We start from the raw sequence: 20,171 nt of genomic DNA, 5'->3' as shown, positions 1-20,171 counted from the left end.
CGTTTTCAGGCGAGCACGTCGTGGATGACGTGGCCGAAATCTCTTTCCAATCGTTGGCGACCGGGAACAACCAACTCGTGCGGGTTCAGGCCGAGTTGATGCAAGAGGGTGGCGTGGATGTCGGTCACATAGTGGCGATCTTCGACCGCGTGAAATCCAATTTCATCCGTGGCCCCGTGCGTCATTCCGCCCTTTACTCCGCCGCCGGCCATCCAAACGCTGAATCCGTAGGGATGATGGTCGCGACCGTTGGATGATTGGGCTCCGGGAGTTCGTCCGAACTCGGTTGCCCAAACGACCAAGGTTTCGTCCAGCAGTCCGCGTTGTTTCAAATCCTTGAGCAAGGCACCGATGGGCTGGTCGGTTTGTTTGCACAGTTTGGTGTGTCCGGCCTTGAGCCCTTTGTGGTTGTCCCACTGCCCCGCCCCGCCGTTGCTGCCGTGGTAAACCTGGACGAACCGAACGCCTTGCTCGACCAATCGGCGGGCCGTCAGCATTTGTCGTCCGAAGACTTTGGTCTCAGGTTGGTCCAGTCCATAGTCTCGCTGAGTCTGTGCGGTTTCGTCTTGGAGTCGCACCACGTCGGGGACGGCGGTTTGCATTCGAAACGCCAATTCATACGAACGAACTCGGGCTCGTAACGCTTCGTCGGTTGGGAACTGTTCGGACGAAATTTGATTCAGTTGACGAAGCAGTTCAAACTCACCGGCCTGTTCTTCTTGATAGACGCCGCCGGGTGGTGCCGCGTAAGGCAGCGGGATGTCGGAATCGATGTCCAGCGGAATGCCATCGTATTGAGGCCCCAAGTAGTTTGCACGGTGACATTCACGACCGCCGCAGCAATCGGCGACGGGAGTTCCCATCACAACAAATTGGGGCAAGTTGTCGTTGAGTGAACCCAGGCCATAGGTCGCCCAGGAGCCGACGGTGGGAAAGAAGCCGTCGACGCGATGGCGGCCCGTGTGAAATTGCAATTGAGCGCCGTGGTTGCTGTCTTCGGTCCACATCGACCGGATCACGCAGAGATCGTCGGCACATTCTCCGACATGCGGGAACCAGTCGCTGATCTCAATTCCGCTTTCGCCTCGCGGTGCGAAGCCGACTTGCAAAGGATAGATTTCGTTGCGGATGAATCCGTTGTTGGGGTCAAACGCGACGACGCGTTCGTTGGCTAAGTAGGGAGACTCAAGGACTTTGGCGTACGGCGTTTCTTTGATTGTTTTACCGGCCAACTTGTTCAGTTGTGGTTTCGGATCAAAGGTTTCCATGTGGCTGGCGCCGCCGATCATGAACAACCAGATCACGCTCTTGGCTTTCGGAGCGATCTTCTTCAGTTCGCTTTCCGCGATCTCGTTGCCGTGGGCGGTCGAGTCACCTTGTAGAAGGCTGGACAACGCGACGCTACCAAATCCCAGACCCAGGTCTTGCAAGAAGCCACGGCGATGACGTTCGGAGAATGAGTCTGGGCGGTTGTTTCCAAATTGCATGCTCATCGCACCGTTACAAAATCGTTGTGGTTGAACAGGACGTGAACCAAGTTTTCACGTGCGCGAAGGTTCGCATCAGTCGCTGGCGGGACCGTGGTTTTGGCCGCACCGGGGGATGGGGAAAGCTTCTTGGAATCTGCCAGCAAGGTCGCTTGGTGAGTCAAGAAGGATTCGCAGGCGGAGCGTTCGCTGTCGCTGGGGGCGCGTCCGAGAATGGCGGTGTAGGCTTCCGTGACAAACGCGGGATCATCGCTGGCTTCGGCACTCAAACGCGCCGCAGAGGTGCGAGATTGATCGATCGCCAGCGGGCTGTTCGCGAGCGCGAGTGCTTGTTGCGGAACGATGCTTTCTGATCGGCGGTAGCAATCGGTCGGGTTGGCTGCATCGAAGACGACCAACATCGGCATTTGTTTCTCGTACGCATGGCGGAAGTAGACGCTGCGCCGTGGCGTGGTTTCGCCTTGTTTGAAATCAATGTCGGGGCCGCCCATGGATTGGTCGAGCGTCCCGGCGATGGCGAGCAGATTGTCGCGAACCAGTTCGGCTTCCAGACGACGCACGTTGGCTCGCCAGAAGAGCAGGTTGTCCGGATCCATTTCAGCGTTCTTCGCGAAAGTGCCTTCGGATTCCACCGTCGCGGATGAAGCAAGTTGATAGGTTCGTGATTGCAGGATCAAACGATGGATGTGCTTCATGCTCCAGTCGTTTTCGATCAGTTCCACGGCCAACCAATCCAGTAGTTTGTGATGGACCGGTTGAGGTGCACGCAGTCCAAAATCATCGACGCTGGGGACCAATGGCTGACCGAAGTAACGCGTCCAAATGTGGTTGACGGCGACTCGAGCGGTGAGCGGATTTTCCGGATTGGTGATCCAGTGAGCGAGTGCGGTGCGGCGTCCGCTGCTGGTTGATGGGTAGCTCTTGCCGACAGGGGTGAACTTCGCGTCGTTGGCGACCAACGCAACGGAAGAATCCACCAACTTCTTCTCGACCTCAGCCAGTTTCTTGGTGGCCGCATCGATGGCGGTTTTCTTTTTGGCTTTGTCTGTTTCTTTTGACTCCTTCGCTTTCGCAACCGCCTTTCGCTGCTTCAGCACTTCGAGAAGTGATCGTTGGAATAGCAGCGATCGTTCGGAGTTGGCGGCTTGAACGGCAAGGTCCTTCGCCGATGTTCGTTCCTCGGATGTTTCACTGTCGCTAGCCTCAACGCCGATGATTTTGGCTTTGGTTGCCGCCCAGCGTTGACGGATGAATTGCAGGTTCGCTTCGGCGACGGTGACTTGCTGGAGCGTGATTGCGTTTTGTTTGTCGTCCGATTCACGGAGTGCTTTTTGGGCCGACGTGAGTTGTTTCTCTGCGGAGGCGATGTCTTCCGCCTCGATGTAATTCCGCAGAAACGGTCTCGACGCTTCATACGACAGTGAGACTGGCTCGATCGCGAAAGGAGCTTGAACGATTTCAGGAACGGAAGGATCCAGCGGATGTTCTTTGTCAGGATTTTTTTCGTTGCCCTGCACGTACAAGTAAGTCGGAGCTTTGAGGTCCGCGTCATAGGCTCGCGGGAGACCGAGTTTCAGTGTGTCGGGTTCTCCCGGTAAACGTTCGGTGCGGACTCGGTGGGGTTGGAAAATCGCTCGAAAGGCGTAGTACTCTCGTTGCGAAATTGGATCGTATTTGTGGTCGTGGCAGCGTGCGCAGGCGATCGTCATTCCTAGGAAAGCTTTCGCGGTGTGTTCAACGGTTGCGTCCAGCCAAATGTCGCGATTGCTCGTATGAAAATTGCGAACCAAGAAACCGGTCGCTCGGAGCGTGTCGAGATCTTCGGGGGCGATCTCATCGCCCGCCAACATCTCATGGATCATTCTGTCGTAGCCTTTGTCGACATTCAGTGATTCGATGATCCAGTCTCGCCAATGCCAGATGTGTCGTTGGCTGCCACGGAGTTGATTCTTGTAGCCATCCCAATCGCTGTATCGCCAAACATCCATCCAGTGCCGTCCCCACTTTTCACCGTAAGCGGGATCGTCGAGCAAACGATCGATTCGCTGACGCCAAGCGTCGGTGGAAGGATCCGCTGCGAACTCGGCCTGATCCTCGCGAGTTGGGGACAACCCAGTCACATCCAAGTGAAGGCGACGCAAAGCCATGGAGGGATCGGCGGGGGGAACCGGAGCCAGTTGGCTCTGCCGCCACTGGTCGAACATCAGGACGTCGATGGGATTCGACGACCATGGTTCAGGGATGTCGGTTGCCAGTTCGGGGCGAGTGGGATTCTGGTAGGCCCAGTGTTCTGAGGGGGATTCAATGATCTCTTCGTTAGGCGGGCTTGGTGCACCGAGCTTGATCCACTGAGTCAGCAGTTCGATCTGTTGAGCCGACAGGGGTGTGCCTTCTCCTTCGGGCGGCATCCGTTCGTCCGGATCCGAAGTCGCGACTCGACGAATCAACTCGCTGTCAGCCGGTTGATCGAAATCCAGCAGCCCGTTTGGACTTTCGTCACCACGGATCAAGGACCCAGCGTCGAGTCGGAGCCCACCTTCTTGTTTGAGGACGCCGTGACAGGCACCGCATTTCTCTTGGAAGAGAGGTTTGATATCAGACTCATAGTCCACGGCAGCTCGCAAGTTCGAGCCAACGAGAACGATCGCCAGGACGGCAAGGATGGTTCGCGACATAGGTGGGACATCTGCTTCGCGGGAGGTGGGAGACCCACAGCGTAACCCCAAACGACCGGCACAGTCCAGCTTTTTGTTTACTCGGGCAATCCATTGCTGTATGAAGAGTGTGTTTGGAATCCGTTCTCTAAGTCAGAACGCTCTGCCCACACACAGCCACGGGAAGAGAAGGATTCGTTCCAACCCGCGGCTAGAAATCGGTCCAACGCATTGACGAATCCATATCAGCCCTCCAGCATCGATTCGTCAGAGGAATCTTTGGAAACCAACACGAACAATCATGTGTTCGCCGGGTGGTGGCTGGTCATCGCAGGATTGATTCTGTTTGTCGCCGTGAACGCAATGCTGGGAGCAAGCGGCCTCTCATCCATTGAATGGTCGCCATCGTTCATCGCTTTGCTCGGCATCCTTGTGTTGCTGCGGTTCCATTTCGCGAATGTGCTTGCAAGATTGATGGGATCCTTCACGATCGTTGCACTTGTGCTCGCGGTGATCTTGTTTCTTTCCGGAGTCAGCGGCGAGACTCAGACGGCGGAGTCAAATGAGTCCGTCGCAGATCCATCTTCATGGCAAGTCGCTTCGTGGTTCATCGCTCTTGCCGCGACATTCTTGCCACCATGGTGGTCGCTACAAAAACTGGTGGCAGCGAACCATCAGCCGCGGACTTGATTGCGGCCGGAATTCTTCGCGTTATAGAGCTGCTGGTCAGCAGCCTCGAGCAACTCTTTGGCTGTTTGAGGACGCTCGGGATCCGAAATGGAGACGCCGAAGCTGGCCGTGATTTCGAGTGGTCCAACGGAGGTTTGGAACGGTGTGTCGGCGATTGTCGATCGGCAGCGTTCGGCGATTTCCAACGCGTCCTCTCGTCCCGTCGCGGCGAGCAACAGACAGAATTCTTCACCGCCATAGCGAGCGAGAATATCGTCGGCACGGCAGAGTGATTGAATGCGTTGTCCGAAGGTCCGCAACACGTCGTCGCCGGCAAGGTGCCCATGGGTGTCGTTGACGGATTTGAAGTGATCGATATCTAGCATGACGACGCTCATTTCAAGCTTCGCACGAGTCGATCGTGAAATTTCTCGGTCCATGGATTCCATTAGGAAACGCTTGTTCATCGCACCGGTGAGCGCGTCTCGGGTCAAAGCGTTGTAGACCGTTTCGTGATACTGCGTTTCGATGCTGTCGGCCGACAAAAAGCGAAACAGAAAACTGCCGATGCGAACCGTGTCGCCACTTTCCAGGTTTCGATCGCATTGGATGGACGTTTCGTTGACCATCGTTCCGTTGGTGCTGCCGAGGTCGCGAATTTGATAGCCATCTTGCCCGCGAATCAGTTTGGCGTGCTGGCGAGAAACACTGTTGTCAAACAGAGGCAGGTCGCAGTCGGGGGAACGGCCGATTTCAAATTCATCTTGCTCCAAAAGCAACATGCCTTCGACAACATCCGGCGGATAGATTTGTACCAAACAGCATTCGTTGTTGGCATCGCAAGACGGGACAGTCGGTTGTTGTCGCAGTGTTGCCTCGGATACATCGAGACCGATTTGTGTGGCGTGAGCGGCGACTGTTGTCATCTGACTGGCTCTGTTCATTCAGGGGAAACGTGAATGGGTTGATCGGCGATCGCGTTCGCCGTTTTCATCGTCTGCTTGCAACCATGGGTCACGCTGCACTCCGTTGGACCGCAGTGGCACCGCATTCACTCCGCTTCGTCGAAATCTGTCTCAACGGCGATGGTGTTGTTGATTGTGCCGATCGGACTGTTCGTTCGGGTTGCTTCTTGAAGGCGTTTGAAATCCTGTTGGGTCTGATCCAATTGCAGAGCCTGAGCGGGATCCATCTCCGTCAGTTGCCAGACCCTTTCGAGCAATCCAAGTGACGATTTGAGATCAGTAATTGCCTCCGTTTGCATTCCTTGATGGGCTCGGCAGTTGCCACGCTGGTGCAACGCATGTGCGCAGGATTGCAAGAGATCAATGTGGTCCGGTGTTGAGTGGATCCATTCGCGAAGGTCGCCAATCAATTGCGACCAACTTTCGTCTGCGAGCGAATATCGTTCGGCCAGCATTCGTTGAACACAGAGATGTGTTTGAATGTTTTGTGAAAGCCGACGGTCTCCCACCGTGCCTCGACCGTTGGCAAGCCAGCGAGCGACTTGGATTGCGTTTTGGTAGGAGGACGCATCCTTCAAGTCCGGGTGGAGCGATGGATCAGCTTGGGTTTGGATCGCGAGTTCTAGCTGAGCGTACGTCTCCGCCGTTTTTGCTTTGGTCGAATCCAAATCGAACGCGTCAGCTTGTGCGGAAACGGGCTCGACCGAACTGATACGTTTGATCAACCAATGGCGGGCTTCTCGAAGACGCTGTGTTGGAACGGGAGCTGTCGATGGATCCTGGACAAGCAATCGCCCGATCAAGGAATGGATCCGTTCTAGTTCAAAATGGGTATCCAACGCGTCGTGAGGAGTTTTCGTGGAGACCGCTGTGACTCGCAGTTCCCTTGCGGGATCGAGTTGGTTATTCAACAGAGACTCTGCGGCTGCGTATGCGTGCCGTGCTTGCTCGGGGTGGTTGGTGAGGCGATGGAGGTCAGCCAATCGCAGTTGTGTCTTCACTCGTTGCAGCAACGCCAATCGGTCGGTTTGTCGCTGAGACTCTGGGAGGTCGAATTTTTCGAACTCGTAGGAAGCAAGGGTTGGTGTCGAGCCGTCGAGGCTTTGTGTAGCGATCCGGTCGTATTGATGGATCGCTCGGCCGAGAAGATCGGAACGGATTGCGGTCATGCCAGGATAGAACTGAAGCGAGCCGCTGAGTTCACCGAGCCAATTGTCGGTCGCATCGAGTGCCTCGCCCAGGTTCACGATTGCCTGATGGTGTGCGCGTTGAGCTTCGATGCGAGCCAAGCGTTCGGCGCGATGCGATCGATGGATGACAACGCCGAAGATGATCGACGCGATCAGCAACGTACTTGTAGCGAGGGTGACGGTGGCTGCCATTCCTTGATGATGGCGGCACCATCGCACGCTCTTTTCGACCATGCTTTCTTGATGGACCGAAACGGAGTCGCCGGAGATGAATCGTCGCACGTCGCCCGCCAACTCTTCGGCGTTGGCATACCGATCATGTTGCGATGATGACATCGCTTTGCGAACGATCGAGAGCAATGGTTTGGGGACCAATGGTTGATATGTTCGTAAGTCTGGGCAGGTCGGCCGGCGGACTTGATTGAGAATCTGGTCAACCGGTTGGCCTTGGTAGGGATTCCGGCCAGCGACAATGGTGTAGAGGATCACACCCAGCGAATACAGATCTGACGAGCGATCGATTCGCGAAATTTCGCCGCGAGCCTGTTCGGGTGACATGTAGGCGGGTGTGCCGACCACGGTTCCGTCGCGCTCGAAAAATGGTGAGACGTCGGCGGGTAGTTCTGAGGTCGATTGGACGTTTACGTGATCGGTTGGTTGTTCCACCGATTGTGCCAAGCCCCAATCAAGGACGACGGTTTCGCCGAAGTCACTGATCATCACGTTGGATGGTTTTAGGTCTCGGTGGATCACTCCACGTTGGTGAGCGTAGGCAACTGCATTGCAGATGTCGACGAATCGCTGCAACAACGGTTCGAGCGATTCGCCAAACTGGAATGGCGTTTTCCGTTCCGATACTTTTTGTTGGTGATGCTCTTGAATGAATTTGCTGAGTGTGACACCGTCGAGTAGCTTCATCACATAAAAGGCGTCACGCCGATCACCCAACTCGTGAACCGGGACGATTCCCGGATGCTGAAGTTGGCTTGTGACCTTGGCTTCGTGCAGAAATCGATTTCGTTCTTGCTGGGTGACATCGTCCGCATCGCAGAACCGTTTCACTGCGACTTCACGTTCCAGTTGTTTGTCGACTGCTTTTTCAACGACTCCCCATCCGCCGCGACCAACTTCTTCGACACTCTCGTAGCGGGGCGCAGGATTGTTAGTTGATTCTTCGTTCGGGTCGTGATCCGTTGCTATCCCATCTGATGTGGGCGGCAGATCGCTGGAACTGGATCCGATCGTCGGGTCTTGGTTTGGTGCAGAATCGAAGGCATTGCTTGAGCGACGACGTCGAGATCGCGGGTGGCTCTTTCGTGCGGGTGTTGCGTTTGAATTGCCCAAGCTGTTCCCCGAATCATCGCCTTGGCTGTTGGCGTCATCATTGCGGGTCGAATCTGGGGCGGACATGACAGGGTTGCTTGGCGATCTTGCGGTGAGATGTTGATTTGAGTCGAAATCAACGGATTTTCTGCTATGGCAACCGTAGGTCGCTCAATGTGATCTGACCTCGCCGCAGCGGAGCGAAAACGAATCGCCGAACCAACGCTCGAGTTAGGTCGTGCCGGTTGCTCCGATCGGAGGGGCAAAGTTCGGCTGGTGCAGTGCAAACGCGATCGACGTCTATCCGGGCTTTCCATGGGCCAGACAGGTGATTACGTTTCTCAAAAATTCCTTCTCGTTTTTGTTATCAATCATGCTCGCGAAAGAAGTTAAGTCCGGGACCGTTGTGGTTCACGATGGCAATCCTGTGATGATCGTTGGAATGTCGGTCCAGTCGCCGTCGGCTCGCGGTGCCGCGACGCTGTACAAATTTCGAGCGAGGAACGTGATGACTCGCAACAAAGTCGACATCACGATGAAGGGCACCGATGTCCTTCAGGAAGCCGATTTTTCGCGTCGAGATGTGCAGATGATGTACACCGACACGGAATTTCTGCATGTGATGGACAAAGAGGACTACCAGCAGTACGAGATCCCGCTGGAAGACGCGGAAGAGCAGATGCCCTACATCACCGAAGGCTTGGAAGGCATGCGGGCACTGATCTACAACGACGCATGCGTCGGGATCGAAGTGCCGGCGACGGTGGAGCTGAACATCGCCCAGTGTGACCCGGGTGTGAAGGGGAACTCCGCCACATCACGTACCAAACCTGCGACCATGGAGACGGGTTTGGTCGTTCAGGTTCCTGAGTACATCAAGGAAGACGAACGCTTGAAAATTGATTCGCGAACGGGCCAGTTTCTTTCGCGAGCGTAGTCGGCTCACGCGATTGGCCGTCATTGAGTGACTAGGACAAAGATCAAGATTCCTCGTCTGGCAATCCAACAACGGTTGGATCGGATTCGTTGAAGGAACCATTGGTGTTCTGGCTGGGATCTCGAAAGTCGCTGGGCTGATCGAGTGCATCGCGTTCTCGGTATTGCTCCGCCATTTGACGCGAATTCTGATCTTGAACTTCCAGGTAACTTTGAATGGCCTCGTCGCTTTCGTCCTCCACGATGTTGCTCGGAGCGAGATCTTCTTCCGGTTGAGGTTCCTGGCATCCGGCCAACAAGCACAACGCAACGGCGGCGCATTTCATCCACATCAGTCGCATATCGATTGCCTTTTTCACGCCGAGCGAATCGGCGTTCGATCTCGCGAAATTCGCGAAGAACTATTGAGAGAAGAAGTCTGAAAAGAGAAGAAAGGACATTTTGATCGTGTCCTGTTCAAACATCAAGTCTGCGTTCTGGAAGGATGCCGGCATGCGGTGTTGAGCAAAGCAGCATTTGGCGTTTTGCTCAGTAGGCCAACTCTCAAGGGTTGCCCTGCTGGGCTCGTTGAACGGCTCGTTGTTGTTCGAGGATGGCTCGTTCGAACGGTGAGACGCGGTCGCTGGGGCGGAACTGTTCTTGAAGTTGATCATCCGGGATGATGGGTGTGACGGAGCCTTGGTTCTGCATGGCTCGCGCAGACTGAAAGACATCGATCGTTTGATCAGCGAGCTCAGGACCCGGTGGCAAGAGGAAGCGACCGATGCCCTTGCCTTGCATGTTGATGTCCTCGATTCGATTGTTGCCGCGGGCGGTTCGGTCGATCGCGACGGATTGGATTCGCCATTCGTGAACGACGACTTCGTAGCGAGATTGCGGTGCGATCTGATGACGAACTTCTCGCGTGATCCACTGGCCATCAGGCGAGAGCACTTCGAAAGTTTCGACCCATTCGTGACCGGCGTCACGTCGCAGCTTCATGTCATGAGTTTCGGCCGGTGCCAAGCGAAACGTCTTCGACAAACCGGCTTGGCGAGAATCCGTCAGGGTGACGTTGACGTCTCGCTGGCTGCTGTTGGTGAACCTGATTTTCGCGGGCGGCAGGTCGGGCAACGCGACTCGCCGGGTATCAATCGGAACCGGGCCGGGATTCAGCGGGATGGGGCTGACCGGCAAGATTCCAAGCGGCGCGGGGCCGAGCGGAATGTGATTGACGCCCCAGCCGATCGCGGGCGGGGGAGCGAGCCAAGGCATGCCGAACCCGCCGCCATAGTATGTGACGCTTTGGTTCACGTACCCGCCCGCCCATGGTCCGAAGACGGGGCCGCCGATCGGTCCGATACCAACCGGATGCACCGATCGATACGAGGCTTGCGGGAACGGGTGGAAGTTGTCGAGGTCGGCGTAAAGGAAGTTGCCAAAACCGCTTCGTGGGAACTTCAGGACTCGGGCGAGCAGCGTGTTGTAGTAGCCGAGGAATTGACCGTCTGGTGTGTCGAAACGTCCGGCGCGGTCGTAGATCACTTGCCGGCCGTCACCGTGACGATAAATCAGCCGACCTCGTCGCAAAGAGATGCGTCCGGTCACGGCTCCGGTGGGTTCGACGAGGTCAAATTCTCCCGATGGACCGCCACGATAGCCAGGGGAGTGCCCCGGTCCGCCATGCCGACGATCCGCTCCGTTGTGGCGGTCGGGCCCGCGACGATCGTCGATGCGAAATGGAGGTTGGGCCAGGAGGCTGGAGGACGAGAGTCCCAATAACAAGCACGTCAGAATCGAGCAGCCGATTCGATGGCGGTGTGAACTCGAAACGCGTGCCCATCCGTTGAAGCATTGCATCGTTTTCCCCGCCGAATCAGAAAGCTGTGGTCAGAAACGCGGTTTCGTAGCCGCTGGCTTCATCGTACCAAGCCGACGGACCCCTGCGAGGCGGTAATTTTCGCGGGATCAGCCTTCGTTGGGGTGACCAATCGGATCCAAAACGCGACGGTAGACCTTCGCCACGCCGTGGGCCATCGTGTGGTCGCTAAAACATTGGTGGTGACGCGTCACGGCGGAATCGGACATGGATTGCCAATCATATTGTCCCGAGACCATCGCTTGGATTTGTTCCGCCAATGATTCCGCATCGCGGGGTTCGGCAAGGACACCTTCGACGCCGTGACGGATGGCTTCGGGGGTGCCTTCGACCGAGGTGGCAATGACGGGCGTTCCCGCCGCCATCGATTCCAAGACGACCATCGGCAGGCCTTCGCCATAAAGGCTTGGCAGCACCATGGCATCCAGACGAGCTAGTTCGCCGGGAACGTCTTGTGTGAATCCAACCCAATCGATCAGGTGCCCAATTCCAAGGTCGCTTATTTGTGAGTCGATCTGCTGGCGGTAGGCTTCTGTTTCAAACGGACCGATACAGCGAAGGGTGACTTCGGTACCGACGTTGTTCAGGATCGCCAAAGCATCCAAGACCACTTCCAGTCCCTTGCGGGATCGCATCAATGCGACCATGCCGATGGTCCAACGACCGCCGATGGTGGGTTTGGACTTACGGGGTGGGCGAATGGCAGGGACGCCGTTGTGAACCACCGTGACTTGCTCTGCCGGAAAACCTTGTTGGATGGTGTCTTCACGAAGACTGTTGGATACGGTGATCAAGTGCGAGCAATTCGCAAGCGACCTGCGTTCAGTCCAAGCGTTGATACGGTTCGCCCAAGCTCGTTCGCAATCCCGGCCGGCTGGACTGTGGACATGGTAGACCCACGGACGGCCGGTCCATTTGGAAACGACCGAAGCGAGCATCGCGGTGCGTGGCGTGTGAGCGTGAAGCATTTCGTACTCGCCCTCTGACATGACTCGTGCGAGTCGTTTGATGGCGGTCCAGTCCAAGCGGTGTCGCATGGGAACGCGATGGCATTGTCCCCAGTTTTCTACTGCGACGCCGGATTGATGTTCTTCTAGCATGTCAGCGAATCGTCCTGGTTTGACGCAGGCAAAATCAGCGGTGACGTGGAGATCGGGCAGGCAACGTCCCAGGTGAGATTGAACGCGTTCGGCACCTGAGAAGTGTTCGCCGTTGACGACATGCAACACCCGGATTTCGCGAGTCACATTCAGAGCCGACGGATGGCGAGCGGCGGAAAACGACAATCGACCGTCGACGTCGGCCGATGCATCACCTGAGGGGGAAACAACGGGCGAGACGGGAGCGTTCGCGACAGTGGGGAAATCAGAAGGGGTGGTCGATTGCATGATGGGGCGTGCAGGTGTGTCTGACGTGAAGGCCGTGCCGGCGAAACCAGAAGAGGGCGGCGAAAGTTCGGAAGGCGAGCGCCGTCTTCCTACGTGCGAAAGGGCCTGGCGGGAGAGATGAGTCATCTGAAGTTTGGGTCAAAGAACTCCCCCGTGTGTCGACCTGTTGTGCGGGTTCCTCCGCATTGCAGGGGACTTCGACGGTCGTGCGTGTTGTGACGATTGAGTGAGCAGGACCCTGGGGGAAACAACCGAAGTCCGCTAAGTTCTGTGCTTCAAAATTTTGTCTTTCCCCGTGCTCCCCACGCCAACTCAGTCCCCGTTAGATCTATGAATTCCTCCATCGTTTTGTTGCCCGGTGACGGGATCGGACCTGAAATCGTCGAACAAGCCCGTTTGGTCCTCATCCAGGTCGCTGAACGCTTCGGCCACACGTTTGATTTCAGCTCGCACCAGATCGGCGGCATCGCGATCGACGAAACCGGCGACCCGCTTCCCCAACCGACCATCGATGCGTGTCGAAACGCAGCCGCGATTCTTTTGGGAGCCGTGGGCGGACCCAAATGGGACGACCCCTCGGCCAAGACGCGCCCGGAAGCCGGGTTGCTGAAGATCCGCAAAGAGTTGGGGCTGTTTGCAAATTTGCGGCCTATCAAATTGTTCGACGAGTTGGCCGACGCGTCTCCTTTGCGAGCGGACATCGTCAAAGGCACCGACATTTTGTTTTTCCGTGAATTGACCGGCGGGATCTACTTTGGCGAGTCCGGAACTTCGGGCAGCGGCGAAGAGGAGACTGCGTTCCAGTCGATGACGTACTCGGTTGGTGAAGTCAAACGAATCGTTCGCATGGCAGCTCAGGCGGCTCGCGGTCGTTCGAACCGACTGACCAGCGTCGACAAGGCCAACGTTTTGGAACCAAGTCGATTGTGGCGACGCGTGGCGGCCGAAGTGATGGCCAACGAATTTCCCGACGTGAAGTACGACGTCGTGTTGGTCGATTCGATGGCGATGCACCTGATCAATCGCCCCTCTGAATTTGACGTCGTCGTCACCGGCAATATGTTCGGCGACATCCTGACTGACGAAGCGTCGATGTTGCCCGGTTCGCTCGGCATGTTGCCCAGCGCGTCGCTCGGCGATGGAGGCCCAGGACTGTACGAACCAATTCATGGTTCAGCACCGGACATCGCCGGCAAGAGTGTTGCAAACCCGCTGGCGACGATCTTGGCAGCGGCCATGATGCTGCGTCACTCGTTGGGGCTGACCGACGAAGCAGAAGCGATCGAGAAGGCCGTTGCCGGAGTGATCACCGATGGACTCCGAACACCCGACCTGGCTCGTGGCGATCAGTCCAAGAGTGTCTCGACCGAAGAAATGGGCGCCGCCGTGGTTGCTAAACTGGCTTCCTAAGAATGACGCTCGGCTTTCTGCTGTATCCTGGCGACTTGCCTTCCCCGCTCGAGTGAGCGGGGAAGGCAGGCGGCGATTCGCAGCGAGCTGTCCGCCTGAACCGAAGCCGAGAGCCGTTTGCCAAGCAGGTTTCCCTCCAACCGAAGAACACCTTGCCAGATACTGATACCACCACTTTCATCTTGATCGCGGTCATTCTCGCGGCGCTGGGGATCGCGACTTTGGTTGCGTTTTTTCTCGGACGCAGCGATTCGATCGCGATGGACGCCGCGGTCGTCAAGCGATTTCGGGACAAGCTGCGCGTGTGGTGGACGATGGTGGCAATCTTTGTGATCGGTTCACTGATCCATCGGATCGGGTTGGTGGTGTTGTTTTCGATGGTGTCGTTTTGGGCGTTGCGGGAGTTCATCTCAATGACTCCGACTCGCCGCGGCGACCATCGAACGTTGTTTTGGATCTTCTTCATCTTCACGCCGCTGCAGTACATCCTGATCGGTTTGGGCGATGAGTTTTATCCGTTCTACAGCATCATGATTCCGGTCTACGCGAGCCTGTTCATTCCAGCTCGCGCCGCGATTGCGGGCGATGCCAAACGATTTTTGGAACGCTGTGCGAAGATCCAAGCGGGACTGCTCGTCTGTGTTTATTCGTTGTCCCACGCCCCGGCATTGTTGGATCTGCAACTGGTTCGAACCGGCGGCACACCTTGGACCGGCAGCAACGTCAACTTGTTGATGTTTTTCGTGCTGATTGCTCAACTGTCACTGACGCTCGAACGAGTTTGGAGCAAACTGGCCGGGCGTCATGTGATCGCTCCGGACATCAACGCATCGCGAACTTGGGAAGGCGTGCTGGGGTCGATGATGTCGACCGGCGTGATCGCGGCACTCCTTCGCTGGGCCACGCCATTTTTCTGGTGGGAGGCTTTGCTGATGGGCGTGATCGTGACCGCGATGGCAAGCATGGGCACGCTGACCATGAGCGCTATCAAGCGTGATCGTGGTGTGACCGACACGGGCACACTGGTTCAGGGGCACGCGGGGATTCTGGACCAGATCGATAATATCTGTTTCGCGGCGCCGATCTTCTATCACGTCACACGTTTCTTCTTCACCTAGTCTCGGTTCGCCGAGTTGTTTTTATCGAGCTCCTTCCGAGCGAGCCGGTCTACTTTCGATTGAGTCAAGGCATGCATCTCGTCATCAGTTCCAGCCTTCACCCCACGAGTCGCAGTCGAATTTTGGCTCGTTCGGTTGCCGAGCGCCTGCGTTCGCAACAACGAGAAGTCGAAGTGTTTGACTTGTCCCAGCGGACTTTGCCACCGTGCGACGGAGCGACCGCGTACGGCAACGAAGAGGTGATTGCGCTCGGCGAATTGATTCGTGCGGCGGAAGCAATCTACGTCGCGTCGCCGGTCTACAACTACGACGTCAACGCGGCGATCAAGAATGCGGTGGAGCTGACTGGGAAGGCATGGACCGGCAAGACGGTTTCGTTGTTGTTGGCTGCCGGTGGGCAAGGAAGCTACATGTCCGCGATGGGGCTGGCCAACAGTTTGATGCTGGACTTTCGCTGCGTGATCGTGCCACGATTTGTCTATGCAACTGGCGAATCGTTCGAAGGAGATTCGTTGGCGGACGAAGAGATCGGACGCCGGGTGGACACGTTGGTGGAAGAAACGCTGAAGCTCAGCGACGCGCTCAACGCTTGAGCAGAATTGCCTAGGAACGGTCGTCCATCGGCTCCGCCCAATGTTTGATGTCGATCTCGCGGAGCCGATGGGCGACAAAGCGGACCGACGAAAAGCGACTGATTAGCCGAACATCAATTCTTTGCTTGGCGATTGCCCGCCGTCGCGTTTGCGTCGGTAGATACCCAGTTTCTGCAGTGCTAGCAACGACACATAGGCCGGGTTCAAGTACAGATAACGACGCCACAAACGGCCCGGTTCTCGCGTCAGACGGAAGAACCATTCGAGGCCGTTCTTCTGCATCCAGGGTGGTGCCTGTTCCAGCATCCCGGCATGAAATGCGAATGCGGCACCGACCGCGATCAACGGCATTGAGAGGTGTTCCTTCATCTCGTAGGCAAAGATTTCTTGACGTGGGCATCCCAGGCCGACGAAGCACATTTCAGCGCCGCTGCTGCGAATCTCTTCGGCCAATTCTTCGCGCTCTTCAGGAGTGATTTGCCGAAAGGCGGAGGCTCGTTTGCCGACGATGCGAAGGCCTTCAAAGCGTTCGCAAAGTCGATCGGCGAACTGCTGCAGCATGTCCTCGGTCGCCCCGAACAAGAAAATTGGGACGTCGTCTTTGGCGGCTTGGGCACACAGACGCAGCGTCAGTTCCGGACCATAGACTCGATCGGACAAGGCGGGGCCGTCGAAGGATCCACGGTGCAAACGATTCAGCGCCCAGCGGACAGGTTGCCCATCCGGACAAACGAGATCGAATTGATTGAGCCGGTAATGGTGTTCGCGATCCAGCACACCAGTCATCACACCGTGAACCGCCAAGGCGGTGACCGCCATCGGCGAATGGTTTTTCGCTGCTGTGATGATGCGATCCACCGCGGACTCGTAGTCGATCGCGTTGACGCCAATGCCCAACACGTTGTGTTGTCCGTAGTCCAACATGGTTTCGTTCAAGTGGTTGCAGGTTGAGGGACGAAGCCGTCCGATGTCGCGAGCGTATGGGTTTGGTCCAGCATGGTCCGCACATCAAATTCACGAGCAAATTTTCCGAGAGCCCATCGCATGAACGAAAGCTTCTCGTCACGTTTCATTTTCATGCCGGGGAAGTAGGCCATGTCCGAATCGTCTTCACACCCGAGGAAGTCAGGCGGGTGAAGCAAGAGCGACGGCGAGGTTCCGGTCATGCGGCACAGGTTCAGCGACATCGAAAAATACATCTTCGCGACCATCACACTGAAGCTGGCCAAGAACGTGACGTAGCTGAAGTGAATCGGTGTCCGAAGGAACGGCAGTGTGGTGACGGGAATCTCCCGCAATGGACAAGTCTCGCCGTCCACTTCTTCGTGCCGCATGAAGGGCCGGTTGGGGTTTCGCATCGAGGCAAAACCACCGTACAGTTTCTTGGCCTTCTCTCGCTGTTCACCTTTCAGGTTTGTGCGAGCCAAAAAGACGGCACGAGCGATCGGTGCCATCGATGTTGGGAAGATAGATGCGTCGTAGCTGTAATGGCTTCGAATCAGCACTCGCAAGACTTCCGCCGGGCAACTGAATCCGGGGCCACGAAAACCGACGGGCCGGGTGCCGATGGTTGAGACGATGCGATCGTGCGTTGTCATGATCTCCGACTCGATTTCCCCATCACTCATCGAATGCATCCAGGGCAAATGATTGAGTGAATGATTCGCGGCTTCCCAGCTAGGAAGTTGGTCGAACGTCTTGATGGCTTCCACGTCCGAGTCGATATCCAAGTCTCGTCCGACCAAGAACACCGTCAACGGCAGGTTCAATTCGCCTAGCATCTCGACGATGCGCTGAGTTGCGATTGGAAAGTAGCTGGACGCGGACTCCCAGTCCTCGTGCCCAGCGGCGCGAAGGTAAGCCCATTTGTTATCCAGATCCATCGACAAACTGCCGATCAACGCTTGGCTCATGACGATGCGTTTCCGGTCGAGTCCGCATCGCGCCGGTTGAGTGCCGACCGGATGGCGTCGATCGCGCCCATCGCGGATCGTTGCGGCGTGTACTCTCGGATGTCGTGCTTGGCGTTTTCACGCATGGCTTTGATCGTTGACTCGTCGGTCGCCAGGTAACTTTTCAGTGCGCCGGAGAGATTCAGCGTCGAAGAAGTTGCTTCTGAGGCAAGTGGATCGTATTGCCAGCCATTGCGTCCGTTTCGGACCAGCGTCGTGACGGATTGTGCGTAGATGCTGCCGATGATCGGCATTCCAGCGTGCATGCCTTCATTGGTGACCAGCAGCCATTCGTCGGCCAGTGTCGGTGCAATGATCGCCCCGTGAGCTCGCATCAATTCGGGAAGCTCGGCTGCCGGACGGTTTCCCAACAAGTGGATTTTCAGCCGCGAATCGATGGGAGCGTTGTCGTCGGTGCTGCTACCGGAAGCGAGGGTTTCGAGTTCGCTGCGGCAAGGGCCATCGCCGACAAAGGTGATCTCGATCGCTTCGTTGTTGGCGGCGCAGAAGTCGCTGGCTTGGCGTACCAAAGGCAACACGCCTTTGCGTTGCGAGAGCTGGCCAATGCACAACAATTTTCGGCGGACATCGGACTCCGCCGGTCGCTGAGTTTCAGTCGCGGCGATCCGATCATCCGCAGCGTAGGGCAAGTGGAACAGTTGATCTTCGCGGGCACCGAGTGACAGCAATACTTCGCGACACGAAGGGCCGTTGTACGTGATCGCATCAGCGGAACGAATCAATCGGCGGCGAGCCCAGCTGCGAACACGACCGCGACCTTGTTCGGTGTGTTCGCTCATGAACGTCGCGAGAACCAATCGAGCGCCGGATCGACGGCAATACCGAGCCGCAGCCAGCGATCGGGCACCCAGTTCGTGCGAAATCACCACGTCGGGACGGATGCGTTTGAGTTGCTTCAGCGTGTCGTAGGGAACGTGCACGAACAGCGGATCATCGAAGCCAGCTTTTGCGTGTCGCCATCGACGCCGCAGCGTGACCGTCTTTTGAACTTCAACGTTCAGCCCGGACCAATCCAACTGGAAGTCGCGGTTGGGTTCGATGGGGGTGCTGAGCAGAATCTGAAAATCACGAATTCGCTTCGTGATCTCTTGGAGCACCCGGACTTGGTAGAGCGGGATGTAGTGAGTCAGGAAGACGGCTTTCGCGTCCAACATCAACCCATCGGTCGCCATGCTGCCTCGCGATTCGGTGACTGCAGAACCGTCGTGCGCCGCGGGGGCGTTCCCTGAGGAACCGACCAACGGGCAAGTTTGCGGTGAGTCGTCGGAATCAGAGTTCGTGGGCAAAACGGCGGACATGTTGGAAGTCTATTCGCCGCCACGCCCCATCACGGGCACAACGACAGTTTGAGCGATGAGTCGTAGATCTTGAAACAAACCCAGTTGGTCGATGTAACGAAGATCCATCCGCATCCAATCATCGAACGTCACAGCCTTGGCCTTGTTGACCTGCCACGTGCAAGTCAGTCCCGGGCGAACGTCGAGGCGTCGTCGATGCCAGCGCTCACAGGCTCGGCTCTCATGCCATGGTAGTGGGCGCGGGCCCACCAGAGACATGTCACCGCTCATTACATTAATCAGTTGTGGCAGTTCGTCCAAACAAGTCGCTCGCAAAAAGTGTCCAACTTTGGTCACTCGGGGGTCACGCGAGATCTTGAATGCGGGCCCGTCGCGGTGGCTGTCGGCACGCAATTCCGCCTGGAATTTTTCCGCGTCGACGATCATCGTCCGGAGTTTCAGGATGGTGAACGGGCGACCGTTTTGGCCTTCGCGAGTTTGTCGAAAGAACACCGGGCCACCATCGGTCAGCTTGATCGCCGCCATCGCAGCCAGGATTGCGGGCCCGGTCAGGACCAGGCCGATGCCGGAACCGATGACGTCGATTGCACGTTTTAGCGACCATCCCGATTGGCTGCCTTGTGGCTGCACACCAGCGAGCGTGATGTCATCGATTGACGACTGCACACGGTTGTGGGCCAATGTGGTGGGGTCGGCGGAAGCCGGTGATTCAGCGGTGGTGGATGCCAAGCGAACCCAGGCTTCTTCGGTGTCAGCGGGATCGTCCTTGCGGCGATCTCCCGCGCGGCGCTCGCCCGATGTGTTTTGATCGTTTTCGTGATCTTCGCCAAAGCCATTTGGGTCGTGGACCTGCAGTTTCAGCCGAACCTCGAGTCCAGCCGCGGACGTCAGTCGAGCCAAGCGGTCCAGCACAGCGCGGCCGCCCATCTCAGGTGTGTCGACCAGCAGAACGCCATAACGAAACGTTGCAAGGATTCCCTTCTCGTCCGTCACGCGAAGATTGCGGAGCAGCAAGTCGACGAGTTGGCGGTTCTGTTTGGTGGTGCTGCGGCGAGTCGATCCCGCCTTGGTCAATAGTTCGACGGTGAGCAAGCAGAAAGGGATCGATCGACGCGTGGCTCGCAACCGTTCGCGATTCAGCTCGCGTTCGAATTGGCGCGACGACAGCAGCAGCACGCGGCGGCGACCAAGCGAAGCTTCGTCCTTCCACCGCAGCAGGCTTTCGCGTCGGTCTTTCTTAAAAAATGAAAACAAGTTGTTGTTCCTAGGTGCGTTTTGGTGCCCCGTCGAGTCGTCCCTGAAAGGTTGC

Annotated in this window: 16 protein-coding genes; 5 read left to right on the top strand and 11 right to left on the bottom strand. The window is 56.9% G+C overall.

Features of this window, described 5'->3' with window-relative positions:
• Positions 1–5: 5 nt before the first annotated feature.
• Entirely contained in the window at positions 6–1,493 is a 1,488-nt protein-coding gene (locus CEE69_RS20800) for a DUF1501 domain-containing protein (RefSeq protein ID WP_099262538.1), read from the bottom strand.
• Positions 1,490–4,162, bottom strand: coding sequence for a DUF1553 domain-containing protein (locus tag CEE69_RS20795; RefSeq protein ID WP_099262537.1), 2,673 nt, complete (start codon positions 4,160–4,162; stop codon positions 1,490–1,492). The genes CEE69_RS20800 and CEE69_RS20795 overlap by 4 nt, the downstream gene beginning before the upstream one ends.
• A 210-nt stretch (positions 4,163–4,372) precedes the next feature.
• On the opposite strand from CEE69_RS20795, the gene CEE69_RS20790 reads away from it, so the two are divergent.
• A complete protein-coding gene (locus CEE69_RS20790; RefSeq protein WP_099262536.1) occupies positions 4,373–4,831 on the top strand; it encodes a hypothetical protein in 459 nt (152 codons plus the stop codon).
• Here the strand turns inward: CEE69_RS20790 and CEE69_RS20785 are convergent.
• Both CEE69_RS20785 and CEE69_RS20780 read right to left on the bottom strand, forming a co-directional pair.
• A complete protein-coding gene (locus CEE69_RS20785) occupies positions 4,816–5,736 on the bottom strand; it encodes a GGDEF domain-containing protein (protein ID WP_099262600.1) in 921 nt (306 codons plus the stop codon). The two genes, CEE69_RS20790 and CEE69_RS20785, sit on opposite strands and share 16 nt — an antisense overlap.
• Before the next feature lie 125 nt (positions 5,737–5,861).
• On the bottom strand, positions 5,862–8,375 hold the full coding sequence (locus tag CEE69_RS20780) for a serine/threonine-protein kinase (RefSeq protein WP_099262535.1): 2,514 nt from the start codon (positions 8,373–8,375) through the stop codon (positions 5,862–5,864).
• 286 nt (positions 8,376–8,661) lie between these two features.
• Here CEE69_RS20780 and CEE69_RS20775 point away from each other — a divergent pair, with 286 nt between their 5' ends.
• Entirely contained in the window at positions 8,662–9,225 is a 564-nt protein-coding gene (locus CEE69_RS20775; protein ID WP_099262599.1) for an elongation factor P, read from the top strand.
• A 43-nt stretch (positions 9,226–9,268) separates the two neighbouring features.
• Here the strand turns inward: CEE69_RS20775 and CEE69_RS20770 are convergent, their stop codons facing one another.
• The 3 genes from CEE69_RS20770 to CEE69_RS20760 form a co-directional block, all read right to left on the bottom strand.
• Complete coding sequence (locus CEE69_RS20770; RefSeq protein WP_143549293.1) at positions 9,269–9,556, bottom strand: hypothetical protein; 288 nt, start codon at positions 9,554–9,556, stop codon at positions 9,269–9,271.
• A gap of 211 nt (positions 9,557–9,767) precedes the next feature.
• Positions 9,768–10,988, bottom strand: a complete 1,221-nt coding sequence (locus CEE69_RS20765) for a hypothetical protein (RefSeq protein WP_233215475.1) — start codon at positions 10,986–10,988, stop codon at positions 9,768–9,770.
• A gap of 183 nt (positions 10,989–11,171) precedes the next feature.
• On the bottom strand, positions 11,172–12,470 hold the full coding sequence (locus CEE69_RS20760) for a glycosyltransferase family 4 protein (RefSeq protein ID WP_099262533.1): 1,299 nt from the start codon (positions 12,468–12,470) through the stop codon (positions 11,172–11,174).
• A 330-nt stretch (positions 12,471–12,800) separates the two neighbouring features.
• On the opposite strand from CEE69_RS20760, the gene leuB reads away from it, so the two are divergent.
• The 3 genes from leuB to CEE69_RS20745 all read left to right on the top strand — a co-directional run bounded on the left by leuB (position 12,801) and on the right by CEE69_RS20745 (position 15,591).
• On the top strand, positions 12,801–13,880 hold the full coding sequence (gene leuB / locus CEE69_RS20755) for a 3-isopropylmalate dehydrogenase (protein WP_099262532.1): 1,080 nt from the start codon (positions 12,801–12,803) through the stop codon (positions 13,878–13,880).
• Positions 13,881–14,032: 152 nt separating this feature from the next.
• Positions 14,033–14,998: a phosphatidate cytidylyltransferase gene (locus CEE69_RS20750; protein ID WP_099262531.1), complete on the top strand. Its 966-nt coding sequence runs from the start codon at positions 14,033–14,035 to the stop codon at positions 14,996–14,998.
• A 59-nt stretch (positions 14,999–15,057) separates the two neighbouring features.
• Complete coding sequence (locus tag CEE69_RS20745; protein ID WP_099262530.1) at positions 15,058–15,591, top strand: NADPH-dependent FMN reductase; 534 nt, start codon at positions 15,058–15,060, stop codon at positions 15,589–15,591.
• 102 nt (positions 15,592–15,693) lie between these two features.
• On the opposite strand, the gene CEE69_RS20740 is transcribed toward CEE69_RS20745, so the two are convergent.
• The 4 genes from CEE69_RS20740 to CEE69_RS20725 are packed head-to-tail and all read right to left on the bottom strand — an operon-like array spanning position 15,694 to position 20,116.
• Positions 15,694–16,515: a WecB/TagA/CpsF family glycosyltransferase gene (locus tag CEE69_RS20740; protein ID WP_099262597.1), complete on the bottom strand. Its 822-nt coding sequence runs from the start codon at positions 16,513–16,515 to the stop codon at positions 15,694–15,696.
• Between the two features lie 8 nt (positions 16,516–16,523).
• Positions 16,524–17,504 (bottom strand): polysaccharide deacetylase family protein, encoded by a 981-nt coding sequence (locus CEE69_RS20735; RefSeq protein WP_099262529.1) that lies wholly within the window; start codon positions 17,502–17,504, stop codon positions 16,524–16,526.
• The gene (locus CEE69_RS20730) at positions 17,501–18,862 is read right to left on the bottom strand and encodes a glycosyltransferase family 4 protein (RefSeq protein WP_099262528.1); all 1,362 of its coding nucleotides are present in this window, start codon (positions 18,860–18,862) and stop codon (positions 17,501–17,503) included. Before CEE69_RS20730 ends, CEE69_RS20735 begins: the two co-directional genes overlap by 4 nt.
• Before the next feature lie 9 nt (positions 18,863–18,871).
• A complete protein-coding gene (locus CEE69_RS20725) occupies positions 18,872–20,116 on the bottom strand; it encodes a sugar transferase (RefSeq protein ID WP_099262527.1) in 1,245 nt (414 codons plus the stop codon).
• Positions 20,117–20,171: the final 55 nt, after the last annotated feature.

The sequence above is a fragment of the Rhodopirellula bahusiensis genome (genome assembly GCF_002727185.1).
Lineage (GTDB): Bacteria > Planctomycetota > Planctomycetia > Pirellulales > Pirellulaceae > Rhodopirellula > Rhodopirellula bahusiensis.
The sequence above is the reverse complement of the archived record's forward strand: the minus strand, read 5'-3'. Positions and strand labels throughout refer to the sequence as shown.

Bases quoted from the DNA above. Each gene is read 5' to 3' on its own strand.
- CEE69_RS20800 (WP_099262538.1), bottom strand. From the start codon at position 1,493: ATGAGCATGCAATTTGGAAACAACCGCCCAGACTCATTCTCCGAACGT.
- CEE69_RS20795 (WP_099262537.1), bottom strand. From the start codon at position 4,162: ATGTCGCGAACCATCCTTGCCGTCCTGGCGATCGTTCTCGTTGGCTCG.
- CEE69_RS20785 (WP_099262600.1), bottom strand. From the start codon at position 5,736: ATGACAACAGTCGCCGCTCACGCCACACAAATCGGTCTCGATGTATCC.
- CEE69_RS20780 (WP_099262535.1), bottom strand. From the start codon at position 8,375: ATGTCCGCCCCAGATTCGACCCGCAATGATGACGCCAACAGCCAAGGC.
- CEE69_RS20775 (WP_099262599.1), top strand. From the start codon at position 8,662: ATGCTCGCGAAAGAAGTTAAGTCCGGGACCGTTGTGGTTCACGATGGC.
- CEE69_RS20770 (WP_143549293.1), bottom strand. From the start codon at position 9,556: ATGTGGATGAAATGCGCCGCCGTTGCGTTGTGCTTGTTGGCCGGATGC.
- CEE69_RS20760 (WP_099262533.1), bottom strand. From the start codon at position 12,470: ATGCAATCGACCACCCCTTCTGATTTCCCCACTGTCGCGAACGCTCCC.
- leuB (WP_099262532.1), top strand. From the start codon at position 12,801: ATGAATTCCTCCATCGTTTTGTTGCCCGGTGACGGGATCGGACCTGAA.
- CEE69_RS20740 (WP_099262597.1), bottom strand. From the start codon at position 16,515: ATGTTGGACTACGGACAACACAACGTGTTGGGCATTGGCGTCAACGCG.
- CEE69_RS20735 (WP_099262529.1), bottom strand. From the start codon at position 17,504: ATGAGCCAAGCGTTGATCGGCAGTTTGTCGATGGATCTGGATAACAAA.
- CEE69_RS20730 (WP_099262528.1), bottom strand. From the start codon at position 18,862: ATGTCCGCCGTTTTGCCCACGAACTCTGATTCCGACGACTCACCGCAA.